Below are 23,405 nucleotides of genomic sequence, written 5' to 3' on the forward strand. Positions count from 1 at the left end.
TCAGGCGCGGGCCACGGTGCTCAGGTGGGCGGCGACGCGCTCGGCCGCGGCGTCGGCGGTGGCGAGGCAGGCCGGGACGCCGACGCCGCGCAGGGCCGCCCCGGCGACGGCCAGCCCGGGCAGGGCGGCGACGCCGTCCTCGAGGGCCGCGACACGGTCGAGGTGGCCGACCCCGTACTGCGGCAGCCCGCCGGGCCAGCGGACGACGGCGGACTCGACCGGGACCGCGTCGACCCCGGTGAGGGCGGCGAGGTCGTCGCGCGCGGCGCTGACGAGGTCCGGGTCGTCGCGGCGCAGGGCGTCGAGCGAGGCCGCGTCGCCGTACTTCCCGATCGAGAGGCGCAGGACCGCGGTGTCCTCGGGGTCGCCGGCGTCGGGGGCGAGGTGCGGCCACTTCTCCGCGCTGAACGTGGCCGCCTTGATCGTCCAGGGCAGCCCGTCGGGACGCCGCTCCCCCGCCCCGATGAGCACCCCCGAGCGCCCGGCCAGCGGCGCGGCGGCCGCCGCGGGCAGGGCGAGCACGACCAGGGCCGACGAGGCGAGCTCGATCTCCCCGGCCGCGCGCGCCGCGACGGGGGCGTGGTCGGCGAGCAGGCGCCGCACGGCGGGGGGCGGCACGGCCAGGACGACGGCGTCGACGTCGAGCGCCGCCGTCTCCCCCGACTCCGCGGCCAGCTCGGCGCGCCAGCCCCCGGCGGTGCGGTGCACGGCGGTCACGGTGCGCCCGAGGCGGATCTCGGCGCGGGCGGCGAGCGCGAGCGTGGCGGGCAGGTCGGCGAGGCCCCCGCGCAGGGTGCCGAACACCGGCACCGGCGGCGCGCCCTCGACCGGCGGCGCCGGGAGGCAGGCGCGGGCGGCGGCCAGCAGCGAGCGCGGGTCGGCGTCGAGGGCCGCCGCGAGCGCCGGCACGGTCGCGCGGACCGAGAGCCCGTCGGCGTGTCCGGCGTAGACCCCGCCGAGCAGCGGGTCGACGAGGCGGTCGGCGACCTCGTCGCCCAGGCGCTCCCGCACCAGCGCGCCCACCGCGACGTCGCCGCCCCGCTCCCAGGACCCCGGGCGGTCGGCGCGCAGGGCCGCGACCCCGGCCGGGGAGAGCGCGTCGCCCACGACGTCGGGGTCGCCGGGGACGCCCATCACCGTGCGCGGGGGCAGCCCCACCGTGCGCCCGCCGACGCGCAGCGCGGAGGCGGCCGCGCCCGGGTGCACCAGCTGGTCGCCGAGCCCCAGCTCGGCCACGCGCGCCGCCGCCTCGGGCCGGCGGGCGAGGAACGCCTCGGCGCCGACGTCGACGCGCCGCCCGCCGACCTCGAGCGCGGAGAGCTTGCCGCCCAGGGAGCGGGCCGCCTCGGCGACGACGATCCCGGCGTCGGGCCCGAGCAGCGTGCGCAGGCGGTGGGCGGCGGCGAGCCCGGTGACCCCGCCGCCGGCGACGAGGACGCGGGTCACGGGAACGCGTGCACGACGTCGACCACCCGCGCGAGGACGTCCGGGTCGGTCTCGGGCAGGACGCCGTGGCCCAGGTTGAACACGTGGCCCTCCGCCGCCGAGCCCTCGGCGAGGATCCGGCGGACCTCGCGCTCGACGACGGCGTGGCCCGCGAAGAGCAGCGCGGGGTCGAGGTTGCCCTGCAGCGCCCGGCCCGGCCCGACGCGGGCGGCGGCGACGTCGAGCGGGACGCGCCAGTCGACGCCGACGACGTCGGCGCCGGCCTCGCCCATCGCCCCGAGCAGCTCGCCGGTGCCCACCCCGAAGTGGATGCGGGGCACCCCGGCGTCGGCCAGCCCGCGCAGCACCCGCGCGGAGTGCGGCATGACCAGCTCGCGGTAGTCGCGCTCGGACAGCGCGCCCGCCCACGAGTCGAACAGCTGCACGGCGTCGACCCCCGCCGCGATCTGGGCCCGCAGGAACCCGAGCGTCATGTCCGCCAGCGCGGAGCACAGCGCGTGCCAGGTGTCCGGCTCGGCGTGCATCAGCGCCTTGGTGCGCTCGTGGTTGCGGCTCGGCCCGCCCTCGACGAGGTAGGACGCGAGCGTGAACGGCGCGCCGGCGAAGCCGATCAGCGGCGTCTCCCCCAGCTCGCCGATCAGCAGCCGCACGGCCTCGGCGACCGGGGCGGCGCCCTCGGACTCCAGCCGCGGCAGCGCCGCGACGTCGGCGGCCGTGCGCACGGGGTGCTCCACGACCGGGCCGGTGCCGGCGACGATGTCGACGCCGACGCCCGCAGCCTTCAGCGGCACGACGATGTCGGAGAACAGGATCGCCGCGTCCACGCCGTAGCGGCGCACCGGCTGCAGGGTGATCTCGCAGGCGAGGTCGGGGGTGAGGCAGGCCTCGAGCATCCCCGTGCCCTGCCGGACCTCCCGGTACTCGGGCAGCGAGCGCCCGGCCTGGCGCATGAACCACACCGGCCGGCGCGACGGCCGCTCGCGCCGCGCCGCGGCGAGGAACGGGGCGTCGGGCAGGTGCCGCCGCGCCGTGCCGCCGGTGGTGCCTGCGCTGCCCGTGCTCACGACCCCTGCCCCGCTCATGGTCCCGCCATCCTCCCACGACCCGCCGGGAGCACCGTGCGCGTGCTCCGGATGCCGGTACCGGTGACGGGCGGGACGTGCGGTCACCGGAGGGACGCCTGGGGCAGCCCGGCGTGGGAGGTACAGATCGGAACCCGTTCGGCCTACTGTCATCGAGGTGACGGCGCCCACCACCCATCCCGAGGCGTTCCGGCGCGCGGTCGAGTCCCTCGACGACCTCCGGACGCGCCCGGAGATCGAGCTGCGCACGATGCGCCCGCCCCAGCGCCTGGCCCCCTACTCGGCCGCCTGGAGCGCGGAGGTGCTCGCGACCCCGCCGGCGCCGGGCGCGGGCGAGGTGGACGACGCCGACGTCGTGGTCACGGGCCGCCTGGTGCTGCTGCACGACCCCGAGGGCCAGGACGCCTGGGACGGCACCCTGCGCGTGGTGACCTTCGTGCGGGCGGAGCTCGACCCGGAGCACGCCGGCGACCCGCTGCTGCCCGAGGTCGCGTGGTCCTGGCTCACCGGGGCGCTCGAGGACTCGGGCGCGAGCTGGACGGCCCTGGGCGGCACCGTCACGCAGACGTCGTCGGTGCGGTTCGGCGACATCAGCGGGCCGACCCACGCGACCGATCTCGAGCTGCGCGCGTCGTGGACGCCCACCGAGGAGATCCTCACGACGCACGGCGAGGCGTTCGCGGGCGTTCTCGCGATCGCCGCGGGACTTCCGCCCGAGGGCGTGACGACGCTCGGTGCCCGTCGCGCCGGGCGTTCCGGCTGACATTCCCCGGTACTGGCGGTATCGCTTCCGCAATTCTGTACATGCATCTGCAGCTCATCCTGCAAATTTTGAGGATGCACAGGCTGCCGTCCGATCAGCCCGTGCGTGCTGCGTCGGTCACGCGCAGGCACTGCGTCGTTGGTTGCAGCCAGGATGCGTCGGTCGGCGCCACCGAGCACGCTGCGTAGCAGCGACTACACGCAGTGTCACATAGAGACGATTTCGTGGAGTCTGTCCACTCCAACGTGTGACCGCGGCCGCGTAACACGCGAAACTCCACCGAGCGAAGTTGGCCCTGATGCTCTCGTTAACTCGCCCGGGGGGATATCTTCTCTCGCACGCACTTCCTCGTCCGATCGGCGGCGCGGTCGATGGTTCGAGGGCCCGGTGCGGAATGTCGGGGGGCAAGACCGACTTCTAGGAGGTACTCGACGTGGCAACCGTGGGCCCAGGCATGGCCCTTCGCGGCGTCGCGAGCGGCTTGCTGCCGCCGGCCATGGTCCCGCATCCGCGGGAAGAGATGTTCACTGTCCTGGTGGTCGACGACCACCCGCTGCTGCGCGAGGCGATCGCCCAGCGGCTCTCCTCGATGGGCGCGGGCACCGTCCACGAGGCGGCCTCGATCTCCGAGGCCCGCACCCGGGCGCTGGCCAGCGGGCCGTGCGATCTCGCGATCCTGGATCTGGGGCTGCCCGACGGCAGCGGCCTGGACCTGATCGCCGAGCTCCGTGCGCAGGGCTGGAACCGTGTCGTGGTGCTGGCGGCCTCGGACGACCCGTCCGCGGTCCGGGCGGCCTTCCAGGCCGGCGCCCAGGCGTACCTCCTCAAGTCGGCCTCGCCCGGCGTCGTCACCGACGGCGTGCGGCGGGTCCTCGAGGGTGGCCTGTACGCCGACCCGTCGGTCGCTCCGCTGCTCGCGGCGGGCACCCGCGTGCCGGCGACGGACAACACCCCGCGGGAGCTCTCGGCCCGTGAGGTCGAGGTGCTGCAGCTGGTCGCCGACGGGCGCTCCAACAAGGAGATCGGCGACGCGCTGAGCCTCTCGGCGCTGACGGTCAAGAGCCACCTCTCCCGGATCGGGCGCAAGCTCGGCACGGGTGACCGTGCGCAGATGGTCGCGCTGGCCATGCGGGCCGGCGTCATCCGCTGAGCGCGAGGGCACGCGGGTCGGCCGCCGAAGCAGGGCGGCCGGCCCAGGTCTCGCGGTCCACGGACCCCGCCGGGGGCGCCGGCGGGGTCCGTGGCCGGACCGTCCCCGGGGGATCCGGGGCCGACACGCCCGCGACTTCCTCCGGATCTCCGGCGGATGACGGCGCGGAGGGGCAGACTGCCTCCTCCGTGACGACCGACACGGATTCCGCACGGGACGGGCAGGCGGACGTACCGGAGGCACCCGACCCGGACGTCGTCGACCTGCTCGAACCGGCCGACGGCGTGCCGCCACTCGTCGCGGACGCGACCGCGCTGGCGGACGCCGCCGCTCGTCTGGCCTCGGGCACCGGTCCGGTCGCCGTCGACGCCGAGCGGGCCTCGGGCTACCGCTACTCGGCGCGCGCCTACCTGGTGCAGCTGCGGCGCGAGGGCACCGGCACCCTGCTCGTCGACCCCATCGCCTGCGGCGGCGACCTCACCGCGCTCGGCGACGCCCTGCGCGGCGTCGAGTGGGTGCTGCACGCCGCCTCGCAGGACCTCGCGTGCCTGGACGAGGTCGGCATGCGCCCCGACCGCCTCTTCGACACCGAGCTGGCCGGCCGCCTCGTCGGCTATCCGCGTGTCGGCCTCGGCCCGCTCACCGAGCACCTCCTGGGCGTGCGGCTGCAGAAGGGCCACGGCGCCGCCGACTGGTCACGCCGCCCCCTGCCCGACGACTGGCTCACCTACGCCGCGCTCGACGTGGAGCTCCTCGTCGACCTGCGCGACGCCGTCGCCGCCGACCTCGAGCGCCAGGGCAAGACGGCGTGGGCCGAGCAGGAGTTCGAGGCCGTCCGCCTCGCCCCGCCGCCGCCCCCGCGCGCCGAGCCGTGGCGTCGAACCTCCGGCCTGCACAAGGTGCGCAGGCCCGCCCAGCTCGCCGTCGTGCGCTCCCTGTACCGCTCCCGCGACGAGCTCGCCGCGGCCCGCGACGTCGCGCCCGGGCGCCTGCTGCCCGACGCCGCGATCGTCGACGCCGCCGTGCGCGAGCCCGCGACCCGCGACGAGCTCACGGGCATGCCCGTCTTCCGCGGCCGCGCGCAGCGCCGCCTCGCCGACCGCTGGTGGTCGGCGATCCAGCAGGCGCGGGCCCTGCCCCGCACCGAGCTGCCCGCGAGCGCCGCAGCACCCGACGGTCCGCCGCCCGCGCACCGCTGGGGCGACAAGGACCCGGCGGCGGCCGCCCGCCTCGCCGCCGCCCGCGCGGCGCTCGCCGGCCTCTCCGAGCGCGTCGGCACACCGGTGGAGAACCTCGTGACGCCCGACCTCGTGCGCCGGCTGTGCTGGTCGCCGCCCGAGGCCGACGCGGACGCCGTCGACGTCGCGCTGCGCGCGCTGGGCGCGCGCCCCTGGCAGGCGGAGCTCGCCGCTCCCCTGCTGGCCGAGGCGCTGCGGGCCGAGCCGCCCGCCACCCAGGACTCCGCCCAGGACGCCGCTCAGGACTCCGACGGCACCTGAGCCTCCGCACGCAGCGGCAGCTCCACCGTCACCGCCAGGCCGCCGCCCTCGACCGGCTCGGCGACGACCCGCCCGCCGTGCGCCCGGGCGACCGCCCGCACGATCGACAGGCCGAGGCCGGTCCCGCTGCCGGTGCGCCCGGCGCCGCGGCGGAAGGGCTCGAAGAGCTCGGTGACCATCGCCGGCGAGACGACCGGCCCCGACGAGGACACGGCCAGGACCGCGTGGCCGTCCTCGGCGCCGGTGCGCACCGTGAGCCAGCCGCCCTCGACGTTGTGGCGCACCGCGTTCTCGACGAGGTTGCCGGCCACCCGCCCCAGCAGCGCGCTGTCGCCGGTGACGGCGGCCGGGGCGAGGTCCGTCCGCACCCGCAGGGCCCGGTCCCGGGCCTCGGCCCGCAGCGCGTCGAGGGCGCCGGGCACGGTCTCGGCGAGGTCGACCGGCTCGGACGGCACCGTGTCGGCGGCCTCGGTGCGCGCGAGCAGCAGCAGGCCCGCCACGAGGTGCTCCGCGCGGCGGGTCGCGTCGCGGATCACCTCGCCCATCCGCCGGAGCTCGGCGGCGTCGGCGTCCGGGTCGGCGAGGGTCACGTCGACCTCGGTGCGCAGCACGGCCAGCGGCGTGCGCAGCTCGTGGCTCGCGTTCGCCACGAACCGCCGCTGGGCGTCGAACGCGGCCTGCAGGCGGTCGAGCATGGCATCGAAGGTCGCGGCGAGCTCGGCGACCTCGTCCCGGGGCCCGGACACCCCGATCCGCGCGTCGAGCGACTCGGCGGACAGGCGCCGGGCCGTCGCGGTGACGTCGTGCAGCGGGCGCAGCACCCGCCGCACCAGGACCCAGGACACGAGCCCGGCGGCGAGCACGACCATCGCGAACGCGATCGACCCGACGCGCAGCACCTCGGTGCGCGCCGACTTCCCCAGCGCGTCCGCCAGCTCACCGGCCGGGACCCGGACGCCCTCGACCAGCACCGGCGTCCCGGGCGGCAGCTGCGGCACGGCGGCGACGACCTCGCCGACCAGCACCCAGCCCAGCCACACCAGCAGCACCGCCACCACGGCGACCAGGCCGGTGGCGAGCAGCGTCAGGCGGACGCGCAGCCCGGGGCCCCGGCGCTCGTGGGACGAGCGCTCGACCTCGGCGGGCGCGTCGACCCGGGTGGCTGGCACGTGCGGACAGTACGACCCGCGGCGTCTGGCCCCCGCGAACGGTCGGGCCGGGTCCTCAGACGGCGGCGGGGGCGTGCACCGGGACGCGGTAGCCGGAGCCGACGACGGTGTCGATGATGCCGGGGTCGCCGAGCTTCTTGCGCAGGGTCATGACGGTGACCCGCACCGTGGTGGTGAACGGGTCGGCGTTCTCGTCCCACACCCGCTCGAGCAGCTCCTCGGAGCTCACGACCGCGCCGCTCGCCGAGAGCAGGACCTCGAGCACGCCGAACTCCTTGCGCGTGAGCTCCAGGGGGGCGCCGTGGCGGGTCACCGTGCGCTTCGACGGGTCGAGCACGACGTCGGCGGCGCGGAGCACGGGCGGCACGGCCGGCGTGGCGCGGCGGCCGAGGGCGCGCACGCGGGCGACGAGCTCCGGGAAGTCGAAGGGCTTGGGCAGGTAGTCGTCCGCGCCCAGCGCCAGGCCCTCGATCTTGTCGCGCAGCGTGCCGCTGGCGGTGAGCATGATGACGCGCGTGACGCCACCGACGATCTCGGCGCACAGGTCGTCGCCGGACATCCCCGGCAGGTCGCGGTCCAGGACCACCACGTCGTAGCGGGTGATGCCGACCTTCTCGCTGCCCTCGTCGCCGTCGTACGCGACGTCGACCGCCATCCCCTCGCGGCGCAGGCCCCGGGCCAGCGCGTCGGCCAGGGCCTGCTCGTCCTCCACGATCAGTACTCGCACGTCCTCCACGGTGCCACAGGTCACCTGAGCAGGCGCTGAGAACAATCCCAGGTCAGCGTGCGAGATCCGCGTCCGGGACGGTGAGCGCGTCCCGGCGCGACACCCACTCGGTGACCCGGCGGGCGACGTCGGCGTCGGTGAGGCCCGCCGCGGCGAGCACCTGCCCGCGCGACGCGTGGGCGAGGAACGCCTGGTCGAGCCCGAGCCGGCGCACCGGGACGTCGATCCCCTCGGCCGACAGCGCCTCGGCCAGCGCCGACCCGACGCCGCCGTGGCGCCCGCCGTCCTCGACGGTGACGACGAGACGGTGCTCGGCGGCGAGGTCGGTCAGCGCCCGGGGCACGGGCTGGACCCACCGCGGGTCGACGACGGTGACGCCGATGCCCTGGGCGGTCAGACGCTCCGCGGCCTGCACCCCGAGCTCGCCGAACGCGCCGATCGCCACGAGGAGCACGTCGGGCAGCTCGGGCAGCGCGCTGTCGGGCAGGCGGTCGACGGCCGTGGGGCGCGGGGCGACCCGCGACGGCCGCGACGGCTCGGCGAGGACGTCGACCCGACCGGGCCCCTCCGCGGGCCCGAGCGTGCGCAGCGCGGGCACCGAGGCCGGGACCGCGCCCTTGGACCAGCGCAGCGCGGTCGGGCCGTCGTCGACGGCGACGGCCTCGCGCAGCTCCTCCCGCAGGGTCACCGCGTCGCGGGGCGCGGCCACGCGCAGGCCGGGGACGATCCCGAGGATCGACAGGTCCCACATCCCGTTGTGGCTGGCGCCGTCGCTGCCGGTGACCCCGGCGCGATCGAGCGCGATCGTCACCGGCGCGCGGTGCAGCGCGACGTCCATGAGCATCTGGTCGAACGCCCGGTTGAGGAACGTCGAGTACAGGGCGACGACGGGGTGCAGACCGCCGGCGGCGAGCCCCGCGGCGGAGGTCATCGCGTGCTGCTCGGCGATCCCGACGTCGAAGAGGCGCTCGGGGTAGGCCTCGCCGAACTTCGCGAGCCCCGTCGGGCCCCCCATCGCCGCGGTGATCGCCACGATGTCGGAGCGCTCGCGGCCCAGCTCGAGCATCGACTCGGTGAACACGGTGGTCCAGTCCCGGGGCTTCGGCCCGACGGGCCGCCCGGTCTCCGGGTCGAGCGGTCCGGGCGAGTGCATGAGGTCGGCCTCGTCGGCCTCCGCCGGCGCGAAGCCGCGGCCCTTCGCGGTGACGGCGTGCACGACGACCGGGCCGCCGAAGTCGCGGGCGCTCTGCAGCGCGTGCTCGAGGGCCTCGACGTCGTGCCCGTCGACCGGCCCGAGGTACTTCAGGCCGAGGTCGGCGAACAGCGGCTGGGGGCTCAGGGCGTCCTTCACGCCGGCCTTCGCGGCGTGCAGGGCCGAGTACAGCGTCGACCCGACCAGCGGCAGCCCCTGCACGGCGCGCTTGCCGTGCTCGAGGGCCTGCTCGTAGCGGGGCAGCAGGCGCAGCGAGGAGAGCTTGCGCGAGAGTCCGCCGATCGTCGGGGAGTACGACCGGCCGTTGTCGTTGACGACGATCACGACGGGCCGGTCGGGGGCGGCCGCGATGTTGTTCAGCGCCTCCCAGCACATCCCGCCGGTGAGGGCGCCGTCGCCGACGACCGCGACGATCGCCCGGTCGCGTCCGGTGAGCGCGTCGGCCTTCGCCAGCCCGTCGGCCCACGACAGGGCCGTGGAGGCGTGGGAGTTCTCGACGAGGTCGTGCTCGCTCTCGGCGCGGCTCGGGTAGCCCGACAGGCCGTCGCGCTGGCGCAGTCCGTCGAAGTCGCCGGACCGGCCGGTGAGGATCTTGTGGACGTAGCTCTGGTGGCCCGTGTCGAAGACCAGGGCGTCGCGCGGCGAGTCGAACACGCGGTGCAGGGCGAGGGTCAGCTCCACCACACCGAGGTTCGGGCCGAGGTGGCCGCCGGTGCGGCACACCTTGTCCACGAGGAACGTGCGGATCTCCGTCGCGAGGGCGGTCACCTCGTCCGTGTCGAGCCCTCGCAGGTCCGCAGGGGTGCGGACACGGTCCAGCAACGTCACAGGACACCTCGGCTCGGCGGGTGGACGGCTACGGCCCCGCCAGTCTACGGAGGCGCGGCGGCCCCGCAGCGCGCGACGACGCGGGTCTCAGTGACGCGGGCGACGGGCGATGTAGACCACCGCGGGCGGCACGTTCGCCAGCACCGTGCGGCTGACCACGACCTCCTCGAAGTTCGCCTCGAGGTTGCGCTGCACCTGCTTCGCGGTCGGGAAGAACCGGATCCAGGCGTGCGCGAGCTGCGTCACGGCGCCGCCCGGGGCGACGAGACGGGCCAGCGGCGCGAAGATCGAGCGGTCCTTCGGCGCCGTGGCGAGCCACGGCAGTCCGGAGATGGCGAGATCGACCCGCACCCCCTCGGCGAGCATGCGGTCGACCACCGCGTGGGCGTCGTCGCAGATCACCTCGACCTTCGGGTGGCGCTCGGCGAGGACCTCGGCCATCCGGGGGTTGAACTCCACCGCGATGTGCCGGCCCCGCCCGTGCAACCGCTCCTGGAGGACGTCGGTGACCTGGCCGGTGCCGGCACCGAGGTCGAGCACCACCGGGTCACCGGTCTCGGGCAGGGGCGCCGCGGCCTGGCGGCACAGCGGGGGGAAGCTCGGGAAGAGCGCCGCGACGTGCAGCGGGTCGCGGAGGAACTCGCGGGCGAAGGCCTGGATCGCCTGGGTCTCGGTCACGATGGCTCGTCGGCTCCGGGGTGCGAGGGGACGGCGGGTGGCGCGAGCGCCGCGCCCGTCGCGGTGACGGCGGCGAGGAGCGCGCGGGCGACCTCGCCGACCATCGCGTCGTCGGGCGAGAACTCGGGGTGGTGCAGGCCCGGTCCCTCGCCCGGGGTCGTCCCGGCCGCGGCCGTGCCCACGAACAGCATCAACGACGGCAGGTGCTCACCGTAGTGGCTGAAGTCGTCGGCGCCGCAGGAACGGAAGGTGGTGTCGAGCACGAGCCCGGTGACCTCGGGACCGTCGGGCGCTCCGTCGCCGGACGTCCCGGTGCCGTTCACCTGGTCGTCGGCACGCCGGCTCCCGAGTGCCCGGGCGACCGTGCGGGACAGCGCCTCGTCGTTGACGACGGCCGGCTCGTTGGGCACGACGGTGAGCGTCGCCTCGCACCCGTACGCCCGGGCCGTGTTCTCGACCACGGCCCGCACGGCGGCGAGCAGCTCGTCGCGGTCGGCGTCGAGGGCGCGCACCGTGCCCCGCGCCGTCGCGGTCTCGGGCACGACGTTCGGCGCCGACCCGGCCTCCATCTGCCCGAGCGTGATGACGCCGGCGGTCATCGGGTCGACGCGGCGGGACACGATGTGGTGCACGCCGCTGACGATCTCGGCGAGCGCCAGCACGGGGTCGCGGGTGCGGTGCGGGTAGCCGCCGTGGCCCCCGCGCCCGTGCACCTCGATCTCGATCTCGTCCGCCGACGCGTTGACCGGGCCGCCGCGCACCGAGACGGTGCCCCGCGGCAGCTCGGGCTGGACGTGGACGCCGACCATCGCCCCGGCACCGTGCGCGGTGAAGCGCGCGTCGGCGGCGACGTCGGCGGCGCCCGACGGCGCCTTCTCCTCGCGCGGCTGGAACACCCCGAGCACCGGTGTCGGGACCCGGTCGGCCCCGGCCCGCGCCAGGGCCCGCAGGACGGCGACCAGCGCCGCGACGTGCACGTCGTGCCCGCAGACGTGGGCGGCGGGGCCGGTGGCGCTGAACGGCAGGCCGGTGCGCTCGACCACGGGCAGGGCGTCGAGCTCGGCGCGCACGGCGACGGCGGGGACGCCGGCCTCGGCGGGCGCGCCCAGCCGCACCATGGCGCCGGTGTCGGCGACCGGGTCGGGCGTGGCGGGCAGGACGTCGGCCAGGGCCTCGAGCACCAGGTCGCGGCTGTCGGCCTCGTCGCCGGAGAGCCGGGGCTCCCGGTGCAGGGCGTGGCGCAGCGCGACCGCGGCGTCCAGCTCGGCGTCCAGCGCCGCCCGCAGGGCCGGGTCGACCCGCGGGGGGACCGCCGGACGGGGCGTGGCGTGCGGACTCACCCCGGCATCCGCCCGTAGACGCGGCGCGCGTTGTCGGTCCCGATCATGGTGGCCACCCGTTCGGCGTCGGCGGGCGCGAGCTCGTCGGTCGCGCAGAGGTGCTCCAATAGACCACCCAGCGCCGACCGGAAGCGCAGCGCCCCCAGCAGGTGCAGCTCCGGGAGTCCGAAGGCGTCCGAGGAGTAGAGGACCTTCCCGAAGGGCGCGAGCTCGAGCAGCTCGGCGACGACCGTGGCGGCCCGGGCACCGGTGTAGGGCACGGCGAGGCCGACGTCGACGTGCACCACCGCGAACACCTGGGCGAGCCACGCCGCCTCCCGGTGGTACGGGTAGCAGTGCAGCAGCATCAGCGGCACGCCGAGCGGCTCGACGAGCCGGGCGAGGTCGACGAGCAGGGCCGGGTTGGCGCGGTGCAGGTCCTCGTCACGGTCGCCGAAGCCGGTGTGCAGCTGCAGCGGCAGGCCGGTGTCGAGACCGGCCCAGAGCCCGTGGCGCAGCAGGACGGGGTCGCGCACCGGCGCGCCGGTGTCCGCGCGCTCGCGCAGCCAGCGGTCGGCGGCCTGCTTGACCTCGGCGGGTTCCGGGCGGGTCGGGTCGACGTCGAGCCCGGCGCGGTAGGCCAGGACGCTCTTGGTGGCCACGGGCACCGGGTCGGCCGCGGGGTCGGTGCGCGTGGCGACGGCCTCGCGCAGCGCGTCGCCGTAGCCCGCGGCGTCCACGCCCGCGTCGGCGACCGCCTCGGCCACGGTCTCGAGGCGCACCACCTCGCCGACCGGGGCGCCCGCCGCGGTCCCGAGGGCCGCGGGGGCGAGCAGGCCGCCGGCGGCGAAGCCGTGGTCGACGAGCAGCGCCCCCACCCCGGCCCCGCCGAGGAAGCGCCGGTTCACCTCGTCGGGCCCGAGCTCGGCGCGCCGGGCGAGGTAGTCGTCCGGGGCCGCGTGGGCGGGCAGGTCGAGCGCGGGCGCGCACCAGCGGCGCACCGAGAACCCGAGCGCGGAGTCGAAGCTGCTCGTGCCCTCCGCCGGCGCCGCGCCCTCGGTGAGCAGGGCCTCGAACCCCGCCCGGTCGAGCGGGCCGTCGACGACGCTGTGGCAGTGGTGGTCGACCAGGCGCACGCCGTCGAGGAAGTTCACCGGCCCGGCCGGCACGAGTCCCGCGCTCACCAGGCTCCCGCTCGGGCTCCCGCTCACCGGTGACTCCCTCGACGCCGCCGGGTCCTGTGTACCGGAGCGCCTCACGTCGCGAGCAGGGTTGCGACGCATTCGACGTGATGGGTCATCGGGAAGGCGTCGAACGCCCGCAGGTGCTCCAGCCGGTAGCCGTGCCCGGCCAGCGCGGCGACGTCGCGGGCGAGCGCGGCGGGGTCGCAGGCGACGAGCACGACGCGCGCGGCGCCCCGCTCGCCGAGCTCGCCGGCCAGGCGCCGTCCCAGCCCCTTGCGCGGGGGGTCGGCGACGATCACCGACGGCGGGCCGGGCAGCCCGCCGAGCGTCTTCTCCACCCGGCCCCGCACCACCTGCACGGCCGGCAGGTCGGCCAGGCACTCGCCCGCCGCCGCCGTCGCCGCCGGATCGCTCTCGACCAGCACGACGCGGCCGCCGGGACCGACGCGCTCGGCGAGCGGCGCCGCGATCAGGCCGGCGCCGCCGTAGAGGTCCCAGACGCACGCGCCGGCCTCGAGGTCGCCGGCGCCCTCGAGGACCGCGTCGACCACCGCGTCGGCCGCGTGCGGGTGGACCTGCCAGAACGCCTCGGCCGGCAGCGCCCACTCCCGCCCCGCGGCCCGCTCGTGCGCGACCCCGCTGCCGACCTCGGGGTGCCGCTCCCCCTCGAACAGCTCGGCGGCGTGGACCTCGCCGTCGGCGTCGCGGACCACCTCGACCTCGGCGGTCGGTGTCCACTCGCGCTCCAGGACCGGGGCCAGCGCCCCGGGCGCCGCGATCGGGCAGTCGCCGACCGGCAGCACCTCGTGGCTGCGGTGCGCCCGCAGGCCGGGCCGCCCGTCGTCGGTGACCGCCATCCGCATCCGCGTGCGCCAGTCCAGCGGCCCGCCGGGCAGTTCCTCGACGACGACCTCGCGCTCGACCCCGGCCAGGTGGGCGAGCTGCTCGGCCACCACCGCCGCCTTGAGCGCGCGCTGCGCCGCGGGTGTCGCGTGCTGCCAGTCGCAGCCCCCGCACCCGCCGGGCCCGGCCCAGGCGCACGCCGGCGCGACCCGGTCCGGCGACTCCCGCAGGACGGCCACGGCGTCGCCGCGGCAGAACGAGCCGCCGCCGTCCTCGGTGACCACCACCCGCACCCGCTCGCCGGGCAGGGCGTGGCGGACGAACACCACGCGGCCGTCGTGGCGGGCGACGCAGTGGCCGCCGTGCGCCACGGGACCGACGTCGACCTCGAGCAGGCGGTCGGTCCAGTCGAGGACCTCCCGACCCGTCGGGTCGAGCTCCGCTGCGCTTCGTCTCCCGGGCCTCACCGCGGGCGGGCCGGCGTCTCGTCGCGCGGGCCGCCCGGGCGCGACGGGGTGCGGCCCGCCGTCGCCGGGCTCGGCGGCGGGGCCGGCGCGGCGTCGGACGGCGCGGCGGCCGCGGTCGTGCCCGGCGGCGGCTCGTAGCCCCGGCGGGCCGAGCCGGGGGCGCCCGGGGGCCGGCGCGCCGCGGCCCGCTTCGAGGACTCCAGCTGCCACGGCACGCTGACCACCATGACGCCCTGCTGGAACAGCAGGCGGCCCTTGAGGCGCAGCGCGCTCTGGTTGTGCAGCAGCTGCTCCCACCAGCGCCCGAGCACGTACTCGGGGATGAACACGGTGACGACGTCGCGCGGGTTGTCGGTCCGGATGCGCTTGACGTACTGCAGGATCGGCTTCGTGATCTCCCGGTAGGGCGACTCGACGACCTTGAGCGGCACCGGGATGTCCCGCGCCTCCCACTCCGCGACGAGCGAGCGGGTGTCGGCGTCGTCGACGTTCACGGTCAGCGCCTCGAGCACGTCCGGGCGGGTGGCCCGGGCGTAGGCGACGGCGCGCAGCGTCGGCATGTGCAGCCGGGAGACCAGCACGATCGCGTGATTGCGGCTGGGCAGCGTGCTCGTCATGACGTCCGGGGCGGCGATCTCCTCACTGACCCGGTCGTAGTGGCGCCGGATCGACAGCATCATGAGGAAGGCCAGGACGCCGGCGACGATGGCGATCCAGGCGCCGACCATGAACTTGGTCACCAGCACGACCAGCAGCACGGTGCCGGTCATCGCGGTGCCGAAGCCGCTGATCCAGCGCGAGCGGGTCAGCCGGGTGCGCTCCCCCGTGTCGGTCTCGGTGCGCAGCAGGCGGGTCCAGTGCCGCACCATCCCGGTCTGGGACAGCGTGAACGAGACGAACACGCCCACGGTGTAGAGCGGGATCAGCGCGGTGACCTCGGCCGAGAAGCCCACCACGAGCACGACCGCGAAGAACGCCAGGAAGAGGATCCCGTTGGAGAACGCGAGCCGGTCGCCGCGCGTGTGCAGCTGGCGCGGCAGGTAGCGGTCCTGGGCGAGGATCGAGCCGAGCACCGGGAAGCCGTTGAAGGCGGTGTTGGCGGCGAGCACCAGGATCAGCGCCGTGAAGATCGTGACGGCCCAGAACCCGGGCGGGAAGCCGTCGAACACCGTGCGCGCCAGCTGCGCGATCAGCGTCTCCTGGCGGTAGCCGGGCGGGGCGCCGACGAGCTGCTCGGGGCGCTCCGACATCACCACGCCCGACGCGCGGGCCAGGGCGATCATCCCCGAGAACAGGAACACCGAGATCAGCCCGAGCATCGCGAGCGTCGTGGCCGCGTTCCGCGACTTGGGCTTGCGGAACGCCGGCACGCCGTTGGAGATCGCCTCGACGCCGGTCAGCGCCGCGCAGCCCTGGGTGAACGACCGGAGCACGAGGAAGACCAGGGCGAGCTGGGAGAGGTCGCTGGTCGAGGAGCCGCCGTCCTCGGTCAGCACGCCGAAGCCCGCGCTGGGCGCGACGAGACCGTCGCCGAAGACGACGCGCAGGACGCCGACGACGATCATGCCGGCGAGGCAGACGATGAAGCAGTAGGTCGGGATCGCGAACGTGATGCCCGACTCGCGCACCCCGCGCAGGTTGATCGCCGTCAGCACCAGGATCGCGGCGACGGCGAAGAACACCTTGTGGTCGCCGACGAACGGGATCAGGGCCCCGAGGTTGTCGGCGGCCGACGAGACCGACACCGCGACGGTGAGCGTGTAGTCGACGAGCAGGGCGCTCGCCACGGTGAGCCCGGCGTACTTCCCGAGGTTGACCGTCGCGATCTCGTAGTCCCCGCCGCCCGACGGGTAGGCGTGCACGTTCTGGCGGTAGCTCACCACGACCGTCGCCAGCACGACGATGACGGCCACCCCGACCCACGGCGAGAGCACGTACGCGCCGAGCCCGGCCAGCGAGAGGGTGATCAGCACCTCCTGCGGGGCGTAGGCGACCGACGACAGGGCGTCGGAGGCGAACACCGGCAGGGCGATGCGCTTGCGCAGCAGGGTGCCGTGCAGTTCGTCGCTGCGGAACGGGAGACCGAGCAGCAGTCGCTTGGTCGCCGTGGCGAGCTTGGGCACAACCGGAAGCGTAGGCGCGCGGGGGCGCTCCGGCGCACCCGGCGCGGGCAGGAGACGTAGCGGAGCGGAGCTCGACCATCGACCCCCGTCCGAGGGTCGGGAGGTCGGTCGGACGGACGCTCCGGGCGATACGGTGCGCACCGCCCACAGGCAGCGGTCGGGGAGGCAGGGATGACGCGGTGCACATCGTCGTGATGGGCTGCGGGCGCGTGGGGTCGTCCCTCTCGCTGGCCCTCGAGCGGCTCGGCCACGACGTGGCCGTCGTCGACCGCGACCCGCAGGCGTTCCGGCGTCTGGGCAGCGATTTCCACGGCCAAGAGGTCGTCGGCACCGGGTTCGACCGCGAGGTGCTCACCGCCGCCGGCATCCACCGCGCCGAGGCCTTCGCCGCGGTGTCCTCCGGCGACAACTCGAACATCATCGCCGCGCGCGTGGCCCGCGAGACCTTCGGCGTCGGCCAGGTCGTGGCGCGCATCTACGACGCCAAGCGCGCCGCGGTCTACGAGCGGCTCGGCATCCCCACGGTCGCGACCGTGCCCTGGACCACCGACCGGCTGCTGCGGATGCTGCTGCCCGACGGCGTCGCGACCGCCTGGCGCGACCCCTCGGGCACCGTCGCGATCATGCAGCTGCACTTCCACGAGGACTGGTCGGGCCGCCCCGTCACCGAGCTCGAGGAGGCCACCGGCAGCCGCGTGGCCTTCATCGTGCGGTTCGGCACCGGCCTGCTCACCACGAACGAGACGGTGCTGCAGGCCGAGGACGTCGTGTACGCGGCCGCCGTCAGCGGCACGGTCGCCGCCGTCACCGCCGCCGCGGCGACGTCCCCGGAGAGGGCGGAGTAGCCATGCGTGTGCCGGGGAGGAACGACCGATGCGTGTGACCGTGGCGGGAGCGGGGGCGGTGGGCCGCTCGATCGCCGCCGAGCTCGTCGAGGCCGACCACGAGGTCATGCTCATCGAGCGTGACCTCGCCCACGTCGAGCCCGAGGCGGTGCCGCAGGCGGAGTGGGTGCACGCCGACGCCTGCGAGCTCGCCTCGCTGGAGGAGGCGCGCCTGCAGGGCTGCGACGTCGTCATCGCGGCCACGGGCGACGACAAGGTCAACCTCGTCGTCTCGCTGCTCGCGAAGACCGAGTTCGCGGTGCGCCGCGTCGTCGCGCGCGTCAACGACCCGCGCAACGAGTGGCTCTTCACCGACGCGTGGGGCGTCGACGTCGCCGTCTCCACCCCGCGCATGCTCGCCGCGATGGTCGAGGAGGCCGTCTCCGTCGGCGACCTCGTGCGCCTGATGACGCTGCGCCAGGGCACGGCCAACCTCGTCGAGGTCACGCTGCCCGCCACCACGCCGCTGGCCGGGCGCGCGGTCCGCGAGCTGCCCCTGCCCCGCGAGGCCGCCCTCGTCGCCATCCTGCGCGGCGGGCGGGTCATCGTCCCCCAGGCCGACGATCCCCTCGAGCCTGGCGACGAGATGATGTTCGTCGCCGGCGAGGACGTCGAGGAGGAGATCCAGCGCGTCCTCCAGGGCGGCCCGGACGACTGAGGTGTGTCGCAGCGAACGCCCTATCGGCGTGCTCAGCTGGATGTTCACTGCTTCTATGCGCGCGTTCGCCCCGTTGATCTCCGTCGCCCGGGCGCCGGCTCGCCGTGGGACGCCGCGCGGCTGCGCCGGATGGCCCAGACCGTGACGAGGGCGGCGAGGGCGGCGAGCGGCACGCCCATGGCGATGCGGACCCAGCCCAGCCAGGTGTCGGCGTAGGCGGAGTCGTAGAGCCAGCGCTGGACCACGAACCGGGCGCCGAAGACGAGGACCCAGGCGAGCGAGGCGAGGTCGAAGGCCCGGAGGACCCGGGGGTCCCGCCGCCAGGTCTGGCCCTCGCCGTTGACGAGGTGCCAGATCACCCCGACCAGCGGGCGCCGGGCGATCACCGAGAGCAGGAAGACGCCGCCGTAGATCAGACTCGTCCAGATGCCGAGCAGGAAGAACCCCTTGGCCTCGCCCGTGCGCCAGGCGACGAACGCGCACACCGCGACGCCGAGCAGGCCCGAGAGCGCGGGCTGCACGGCCTCGCCGCGCACCAGGCGCCACCCGGCCACGGCGACCGCCGAGACCACGGCGGCGATGATCGAGGCGACGAGGTTGCCCGCGACGGCCTGGACCACGACGAACACGACCACCGGGACGCCGGAGGCGACGATCCCGGAGATCCCGCCCATCTGGTCAAGCAGCGTGGGCGCCCTCTTCGGGCCGGCGGCCTCCTCCTCGCCGTCGGCCTGCTCGGGCTCGTCGAGCGCGCCGGCCTCGTCGGCCGGGCCGGGCGGCGTGGCGAGCACCTCGGTCGGCGGCTCGGTGTTCCCGGAGCCGCACAGGCCTCGCACGGGCCCGGTCGGCGGGTCGACGTCGGCGTTCTCGGCGACGGCGGGGTCTGCGGAGCGGGGGCGGTCGGGCCTCGGGTCGGCGCCGTGCTGGCCGCCGCTGCGCGTGTCGGGTCGGATGGCGGTCTCCCGGGGCGGCGTGTGCCCTGCTCGGCTCAGGGCGCCCGCTGCAGCTCGTAGTAGGGGTTGTAGATGACCTTGCGTCCGTCGCGGACGGCGACCCGCCCGCTCGCACGCACCGTACGACCCGGCTCGATGCCCGGGATCCGGCGGCGTCCCAACCACACGAGGGTGACGCCGTCGGTGCCGTCGAAGAGCTCCGCCTCGAGGGTGGCCACCGACCCGCGCGGGCAGATCTCCACCGACCGCAGCCGGCCCTTGACGGTGACGGACTCCCCGGTGCTCGAGTCGCACGCGCGGTTGCATCCCGAGCGCACGGCCTCGGCGGAGAGGTCGTCGGCGTCGAGGTCGCCGACGTCGGAGGTGAGGCGGCGGACCATGCGGCGCAGGAATCCGGTCTCGGCGGTCATCACAACGCTCCCGTGCGTCCCCGCGGCAGTGCGCCCGGACGGGCACCCTCGGCCGCGGATGACTGAAGGATAAACGGATCGTGCGCCATCGGTATGCCCGTCCCACACTCCGGAACGGGCGTCAGCCGCGGCCCGGCGACGTCCCCGCGCCCGCGCGCTGCGGCAGCATCATCGGGATCACGGGACCTTCCGGCCGGGTGATCTGGCGCGGCTTGGTCGGCATCGACTCGACCAGGGAGTCCGCGAACTCCGGCGGCACGTCCTCGGGCACCTCGAGCGGCAGCAGCGAGCGCACCGGCAGCGGGTCCGACGACCGCACGACCACGGTGCCGCGGATCATCTCCCGCAGCAGCCCGTGCAGCTTGAGCGCGTGCTCGACCGGCCCGGTCCCGACCCCGCGCAGCATCCAGCGGGGCCCTTCGACACCGACGACGCGGGCGACGGTGTTGCCGTTGCGGGCCACCAGCTCGCGACCCCACTCCCCCCGGTCGCGTCGGATCGTCGCGCCCTCGGACTGCAGCTGGGCGGCGAGCTCCTCGACCAGCTCGGGCCACAGCCCGCCGGTGCGCGGCGCGGCGAAGGCGCTGACCGTCAGCCGGCCCTCGGGGATCATCGCGTGGACCGCCCGCAGCGGGCCGGAGGGGTCGGGCTCGGCCTTCAGGCGTGCCCCGCGGGGCACCGGCAGCTGCACCGAGCCCAGGTCGAGGCGCAGCCGGCCGTCGCGCGGGGCGTCCTCGGCGTCCCAGGGGCCCTGCCGCTGGTGGTGACGCCGCCCCGCGGGGTCGGCGGCCGACGGCACCTGCGCGACGCGCCCGCCACGATGCCGGTGCCGTCCTGCGCCCTCGCTCACCGATGCTCTCCTTCCGTCCCCGTGCCGGACGAGCCGAACCCGCCCGCTCCCCGTGCCGACGGCGCGACCGTGGCGAGCGTCTCGAGGTCGTCGACGCCCTCCAGCACCCGGAACTCGGCCTGCTCCACCCGCTGGATCACCAGCTGCGCGACGCGGTCGCCGCGCCGCACCGTGACGGTCCCGGCCGGGTCGTGGTTGACCAGGCACACCATGATCTCGCCCCGGTAGCCGGCGTCCACGGTGCCCGGTGAGTTCAGCAGCCCGACGCCCTCGCGCACCGCGAGCCCGGAGCGCGGCATGACGAACGCCGCGTAGCCCTCGGGCAGCACGAGCGCGATCCCCGTGCCCACGAGCGCGCGCTCCCCGGGGGCGAGGGTCACGTCGCGGGCCGCGGCCAGATCCGCGCCGGCGTCGCCGGGGCGGGCCCGGGACGGGAGCGGCAGCCCGGGGTCGAGGCGGACGACGTCAACCGGCACCACGGCGGGCGAGACTACTCTGGGTGTCGTGAGCTCCCCGCGGCCCTCACCGGGATCCGACGCCGGGTCGGGCACGAGCCCGGCTTCCGGCGGTGAGCACGCCGAGCGCCTCGGCGTGCCGTGGTGGTGGTGGCCGCCGACGGTGCTGGTCGCCGTGCTGCTGGCCGCGGAGCTCCACATGGGGCACCCGGGCGTGCGTGCCTGGCTGCCGTACGTCCTGCTGATCCCGATCGCCGTGGCCCTGCTCGTGTGGATGGGCCGCGTGCGCGTCGCCGTGAGCGGCACCGGTGCGCAGCGGGAGCTGCGGGCCGGTCCGGCGCACCTGCCGGTGTCGGCGATCGGTCGGGTCGACGTGGTCACGGGCGAGGACAAGCGCCTCGCGCTGGGTCCTCAGCTCGACCCGCAGGCCTTCGTGCTCCACCGGCCGTGGGTGGGTCCGGTCGTCCGGATCGAGGTCCTCGACCCGGACGACCCCACCCCGTACTGGGTCGTGTCCACCCGTCACCCGGAGCAGCTCCTCGCTGCTCTGCGGTGAGTCGTCAGGCCGCGCAATCGCGGCAGATGAACATGCCTCCACGCTGGTCCGCGAGACGGCTGCGGTGGTGCACGAGGAAGCAGCTCCCACACGTGAACTCGTCGGCCTGCTTCGGCAGCACGCGGACCGTCAGTTCCTCGCCGGAGAGGTCGGCGCCGGGGAGCTCGAAGCTCTCGGCGGTGTCGGTCTCGTCGACGTCGACGGCGGCGGACTGCGCTTCGTTGCGGCGGGCCTTGAGCTCCTCGAGGGAGTCCTCGCCCATCTCGTCGGTCTCGTTGCGGCGCGGGGCGTCGTAGTCGGTCGCCATAGCGGTTCCCACCCTCGGTCTTGCCCGGTTTCCTGCCCGGTTCCATCTCGGTCGTGCGGCTCCACAACGCGGGACGGCGACCGTTTGTGCCGGGCCTGAAAGTGACCCGGATCTCATCTGGGAGGTCCCTCGGCACGGACGACGTGATGTCCGCGCGGCTGTGGAGCGGCGGGAGGGTAACCCATGGGACCCCGTCCGGTCAGCCGACCCCCGGGGCGCGCCGCGACGACGGAGGAGTCCGCCACGGCGGCGACCACCACTACCCTGGTCCGCACCCGCGGGGACGGGTGCGGAGTCGGGGCGGGAGGACGTCGGTTGGTCGGCACGGTCAGGGCGGGCACGGAGAAGGTCCGCGACGTCTACCGGCGGCGCAACATGTGGCCCGCGACGGTGCTCGTGGCCGTGCTGGCCGTGGCGAGCATCGTCACCTGGACCATCGTGTTCACGAGCTCCACCGCGGGCTCGGTCACCAGCTGCAACACCTCGCCGGTGGCGGGCGCCGGCTCGCCGCAGCCGACGGACGCCCTCGACGACCAGCAGGCGGCCGCGCCCGGCGACGTCCGCGTCAAGGTGCTCAACGGTGCCGGCCAGCGCGGCCAGGCGCAGCTCGCGGCCGCCGAGCTGGGCGAGCTCGGGATCGCCGAGGCCGCCCCGCCCGACAACGACCCGCTCTACCCGTCGCAGGACCTCTCCTGCGTGGGCCAGATCCGCTACGGGCCCGACGGCGCGGGGGCCGCGCGCACGCTCAGCCTGGTCGTGCCCTGCGCCGAGCTGGTCTCGGACGGTCGGTCGGGCGGCGAGGTCGACCTGGCGCTGGGCGACGACTTCCGGGACATCTCCCCCGGCCAGCCGGTCACCGAGGCCCTGCGCGCCCTCGCTCGACAGACGGCCACCGACGGCTCGGGCAACCCCGCGAGCGTGCCCGACGACGCGGCCCTCACCGCGCTGCGCTCGGTGGACTGCAGCTCCTAGACCACTCCGGCGCCCTCGGCGACGAGCAGCTCCGTCAGCGGCCCGGCGAGCGCGGGGGCCGCGACGAGGGTCGCGCTCTCCCCCAGGCCCTCGGGGTCGGCGCCCGGCAGCCGCACCACCGCCCCGGCCTCCTCGGCGACGAGGCCGCCGGCGGCGACGTCCCAGGCGTGCAGCCCGTGCTCGTAGAAACCGTCGAGCCAGCCCGCGGCGACCGAGCACAGGTCGAGCGACGCGCAGCCGGTGCGGCGCACGTCGCCGATCCGCGTGGCGATCCGGGCCAGCACCGCCGCCTGGCGGCCGCGCCGGGCGGGGTCGTAGTTCAGGCCGGTGCCGACGACGGCGAGGCCCAGGTCGTCCTGCTCCGAGGCCCGCAGCGGCTCGTCGTCACGGTGGGCGCCGTGTCCCCGTGCCGCTCGCCACACCCGCCCGGAGACGGGTTCGACGACCGCACCCGCGACCACCACACCGTCCACCTCGGCGCCCAGCGACACCGAGAACCACGGCAGGCCGTGGGTGTAGTTGACGGTGCCGTCGATCGGGTCGACGACCCATCGCACCTGGCCGGGCGCCGGGATGCCGCTCGTGCCGCCCTCCTCGCCGAGCACGAGGTCGCCCGGGCGGGCCGCGGCGAGCCGCTCGCGGACCAGCGCCTCGCAGGCCGTGTCGCCCTCGGTGACGACGTCGGTGGCCGAGCTCTTGGTGTCGAGGCGGTCGGGGCTCACGACACGGTCGCGCACCGCGAAGGCGAGCGCCGCGGTCTCGCACGCGATCGCGACCGCGAGCTGCTCCAGGGCGAGCGGGTCGACGGGGTCCACCGGCGCATCCGACCACACGGAGGTGTCCACACGACGACGCCAGGATGATCGCGC

General features: G+C 75.9%; 23 protein-coding genes. 7 read left to right on the forward strand and 16 right to left on the reverse strand.

The features are described from left to right. Together hemG and hemE are read right to left on the reverse strand one after the other, a co-directional pair. Positions 1–1,446, reverse strand: coding sequence for a protoporphyrinogen oxidase (gene hemG / locus ACR9E3_RS29235; RefSeq protein WP_460384390.1), 1,446 nt, complete (start codon positions 1,444–1,446; stop codon positions 1–3). Further along, the gene (gene hemE, locus ACR9E3_RS29240; RefSeq protein WP_460384391.1) at positions 1,443–2,528 is read right to left on the reverse strand and encodes a uroporphyrinogen decarboxylase; all 1,086 of its coding nucleotides are present in this window, start codon (positions 2,526–2,528) and stop codon (positions 1,443–1,445) included. The genes hemG and hemE overlap by 4 nt, the downstream gene beginning before the upstream one ends. Positions 2,529–2,685: 157 nt before the next feature. On the opposite strand from hemE, the gene ACR9E3_RS29245 reads away from it, so the two are divergent. From ACR9E3_RS29245 to ACR9E3_RS29255, 3 genes are all read left to right on the forward strand, one after another. After that, entirely contained in the window at positions 2,686–3,291 is a 606-nt protein-coding gene (locus ACR9E3_RS29245) for a DUF3000 domain-containing protein (RefSeq protein WP_460384392.1), read from the forward strand. Positions 3,292–3,724: 433 nt separating this feature from the next. Then, positions 3,725–4,441, forward strand: a complete 717-nt coding sequence (locus tag ACR9E3_RS29250; RefSeq protein WP_425550260.1) for a response regulator — start codon at positions 3,725–3,727, stop codon at positions 4,439–4,441. 188 nt (positions 4,442–4,629) lie between these two features. Continuing rightward, positions 4,630–5,940: an HRDC domain-containing protein gene (locus ACR9E3_RS29255; protein ID WP_460384394.1), complete on the forward strand. Its 1,311-nt coding sequence runs from the start codon at positions 4,630–4,632 to the stop codon at positions 5,938–5,940. On the opposite strand, the gene ACR9E3_RS29260 is transcribed toward ACR9E3_RS29255, so the two are convergent. The 8 genes from ACR9E3_RS29260 to ACR9E3_RS29295 all read right to left on the reverse strand — a co-directional run bounded on the left by ACR9E3_RS29260 (position 5,919) and on the right by ACR9E3_RS29295 (position 16,491). Next, positions 5,919–7,040 (reverse strand): sensor histidine kinase, encoded by a 1,122-nt coding sequence (locus ACR9E3_RS29260; RefSeq protein ID WP_460384467.1) that lies wholly within the window; start codon positions 7,038–7,040, stop codon positions 5,919–5,921. The two genes, ACR9E3_RS29255 and ACR9E3_RS29260, sit on opposite strands and share 22 nt — an antisense overlap. A gap of 124 nt (positions 7,041–7,164) precedes the next feature. Then, on the reverse strand, positions 7,165–7,836 hold the full coding sequence (locus ACR9E3_RS29265; protein ID WP_460384395.1) for a response regulator transcription factor: 672 nt from the start codon (positions 7,834–7,836) through the stop codon (positions 7,165–7,167). Between the two features lie 52 nt (positions 7,837–7,888). Next, positions 7,889–9,877 (reverse strand): 1-deoxy-D-xylulose-5-phosphate synthase, encoded by a 1,989-nt coding sequence (gene dxs, locus ACR9E3_RS29270; protein WP_460384396.1) that lies wholly within the window; start codon positions 9,875–9,877, stop codon positions 7,889–7,891. An 87-nt stretch (positions 9,878–9,964) separates the two neighbouring features. Continuing rightward, the gene (locus tag ACR9E3_RS29275; protein WP_460384397.1) at positions 9,965–10,555 is read right to left on the reverse strand and encodes a class I SAM-dependent methyltransferase; all 591 of its coding nucleotides are present in this window, start codon (positions 10,553–10,555) and stop codon (positions 9,965–9,967) included. Beyond that, positions 10,552–11,895 (reverse strand): M20 metallopeptidase family protein, encoded by a 1,344-nt coding sequence (locus ACR9E3_RS29280; RefSeq protein WP_460384398.1) that lies wholly within the window; start codon positions 11,893–11,895, stop codon positions 10,552–10,554. Before ACR9E3_RS29280 ends, ACR9E3_RS29275 begins: the two co-directional genes overlap by 4 nt. Then, the gene (locus tag ACR9E3_RS29285) at positions 11,892–13,085 is read right to left on the reverse strand and encodes an amidohydrolase family protein (RefSeq protein ID WP_460384400.1); all 1,194 of its coding nucleotides are present in this window, start codon (positions 13,083–13,085) and stop codon (positions 11,892–11,894) included. The genes ACR9E3_RS29280 and ACR9E3_RS29285 overlap by 4 nt, the downstream gene beginning before the upstream one ends. 44 nt (positions 13,086–13,129) lie before the next feature. Beyond that, entirely contained in the window at positions 13,130–14,368 is a 1,239-nt protein-coding gene (locus ACR9E3_RS29290; protein WP_460384401.1) for a class I SAM-dependent RNA methyltransferase, read from the reverse strand. Next, the gene (locus tag ACR9E3_RS29295; RefSeq protein WP_460384402.1) at positions 14,365–16,491 is read right to left on the reverse strand and encodes an APC family permease; all 2,127 of its coding nucleotides are present in this window, start codon (positions 16,489–16,491) and stop codon (positions 14,365–14,367) included. Before ACR9E3_RS29295 ends, ACR9E3_RS29290 begins: the two co-directional genes overlap by 4 nt. Before the next feature lie 179 nt (positions 16,492–16,670). Here ACR9E3_RS29295 and ACR9E3_RS29300 point away from each other — a divergent pair, with 179 nt between their 5' ends. Next, positions 16,671–17,336 carry a potassium channel family protein gene (locus tag ACR9E3_RS29300; protein ID WP_460384404.1) on the forward strand — a complete coding sequence of 222 codons (666 nt, stop codon included), beginning with the start codon at positions 16,671–16,673 and terminating at the stop codon, positions 17,334–17,336. Between the two features lie 28 nt (positions 17,337–17,364). After that, positions 17,365–18,033 (forward strand): potassium channel family protein, encoded by a 669-nt coding sequence (locus ACR9E3_RS29305; RefSeq protein ID WP_460384405.1) that lies wholly within the window; start codon positions 17,365–17,367, stop codon positions 18,031–18,033. A gap of 53 nt (positions 18,034–18,086) precedes the next feature. On the opposite strand, the gene ACR9E3_RS29310 is transcribed toward ACR9E3_RS29305, so the two are convergent. The 4 genes from ACR9E3_RS29310 to dut form a co-directional block, all read right to left on the reverse strand. Next, entirely contained in the window at positions 18,087–18,869 is a 783-nt protein-coding gene (locus ACR9E3_RS29310) for a DUF3159 domain-containing protein (RefSeq protein ID WP_460384407.1), read from the reverse strand. Between the two features lie 152 nt (positions 18,870–19,021). Then, a complete protein-coding gene (locus ACR9E3_RS29315; RefSeq protein ID WP_460384408.1) occupies positions 19,022–19,396 on the reverse strand; it encodes an OB-fold nucleic acid binding domain-containing protein in 375 nt (124 codons plus the stop codon). A gap of 121 nt (positions 19,397–19,517) precedes the next feature. Further along, positions 19,518–20,246, reverse strand: a complete 729-nt coding sequence (locus tag ACR9E3_RS29320) for a DUF3710 domain-containing protein (RefSeq protein WP_460384410.1) — start codon at positions 20,244–20,246, stop codon at positions 19,518–19,520. Continuing rightward, complete coding sequence (gene dut, locus ACR9E3_RS29325; protein WP_460384468.1) at positions 20,243–20,722, reverse strand: dUTP diphosphatase; 480 nt, start codon at positions 20,720–20,722, stop codon at positions 20,243–20,245. Before dut ends, ACR9E3_RS29320 begins: the two co-directional genes overlap by 4 nt. 28 nt (positions 20,723–20,750) lie before the next feature. Between dut and ACR9E3_RS29330 the strand changes: the two genes are divergently transcribed. Next, on the forward strand, positions 20,751–21,257 hold the full coding sequence (locus ACR9E3_RS29330; protein ID WP_460384411.1) for a DUF3093 domain-containing protein: 507 nt from the start codon (positions 20,751–20,753) through the stop codon (positions 21,255–21,257). Positions 21,258–21,261: 4 nt separating this feature from the next. On the opposite strand, the gene ACR9E3_RS29335 is transcribed toward ACR9E3_RS29330, so the two are convergent. Beyond that, complete coding sequence (locus ACR9E3_RS29335) at positions 21,262–21,564, reverse strand: DUF4193 domain-containing protein (RefSeq protein ID WP_116706156.1); 303 nt, start codon at positions 21,562–21,564, stop codon at positions 21,262–21,264. 315 nt (positions 21,565–21,879) lie between these two features. Here ACR9E3_RS29335 and cei point away from each other — a divergent pair, with 315 nt between their 5' ends. Further along, positions 21,880–22,536 carry an envelope integrity protein Cei gene (gene cei / locus ACR9E3_RS29340; protein WP_460384412.1) on the forward strand — a complete coding sequence of 219 codons (657 nt, stop codon included), beginning with the start codon at positions 21,880–21,882 and terminating at the stop codon, positions 22,534–22,536. Here the strand turns inward: cei and ACR9E3_RS29345 are convergent. Further along, complete coding sequence (locus ACR9E3_RS29345) at positions 22,533–23,351, reverse strand: inositol monophosphatase family protein (RefSeq protein ID WP_460384413.1); 819 nt, start codon at positions 23,349–23,351, stop codon at positions 22,533–22,535. The genes cei and ACR9E3_RS29345 overlap by 4 nt on opposite strands. Positions 23,352–23,405: the final 54 nt, after the last annotated feature.

This window comes from Actinomycetospora sp. C-140 (assembly GCF_054796175.1).

Excerpts from the sequence above, each read along its gene's own strand:
- ACR9E3_RS29335 (WP_116706156.1), bottom strand. The coding sequence starts at position 21,564 with ATGGCGACCGACTACGACGCCCCGCGCCGCAACGAGACCGACGAGATG.
- hemE (WP_460384391.1), bottom strand. The coding sequence starts at position 2,528 with ATGAGCGGGGCAGGGGTCGTGAGCACGGGCAGCGCAGGCACCACCGGC.
- ACR9E3_RS29315 (WP_460384408.1), bottom strand. The coding sequence starts at position 19,396 with ATGACCGCCGAGACCGGATTCCTGCGCCGCATGGTCCGCCGCCTCACC.
- ACR9E3_RS29305 (WP_460384405.1), top strand. The coding sequence starts at position 17,365 with ATGCGTGTGACCGTGGCGGGAGCGGGGGCGGTGGGCCGCTCGATCGCC.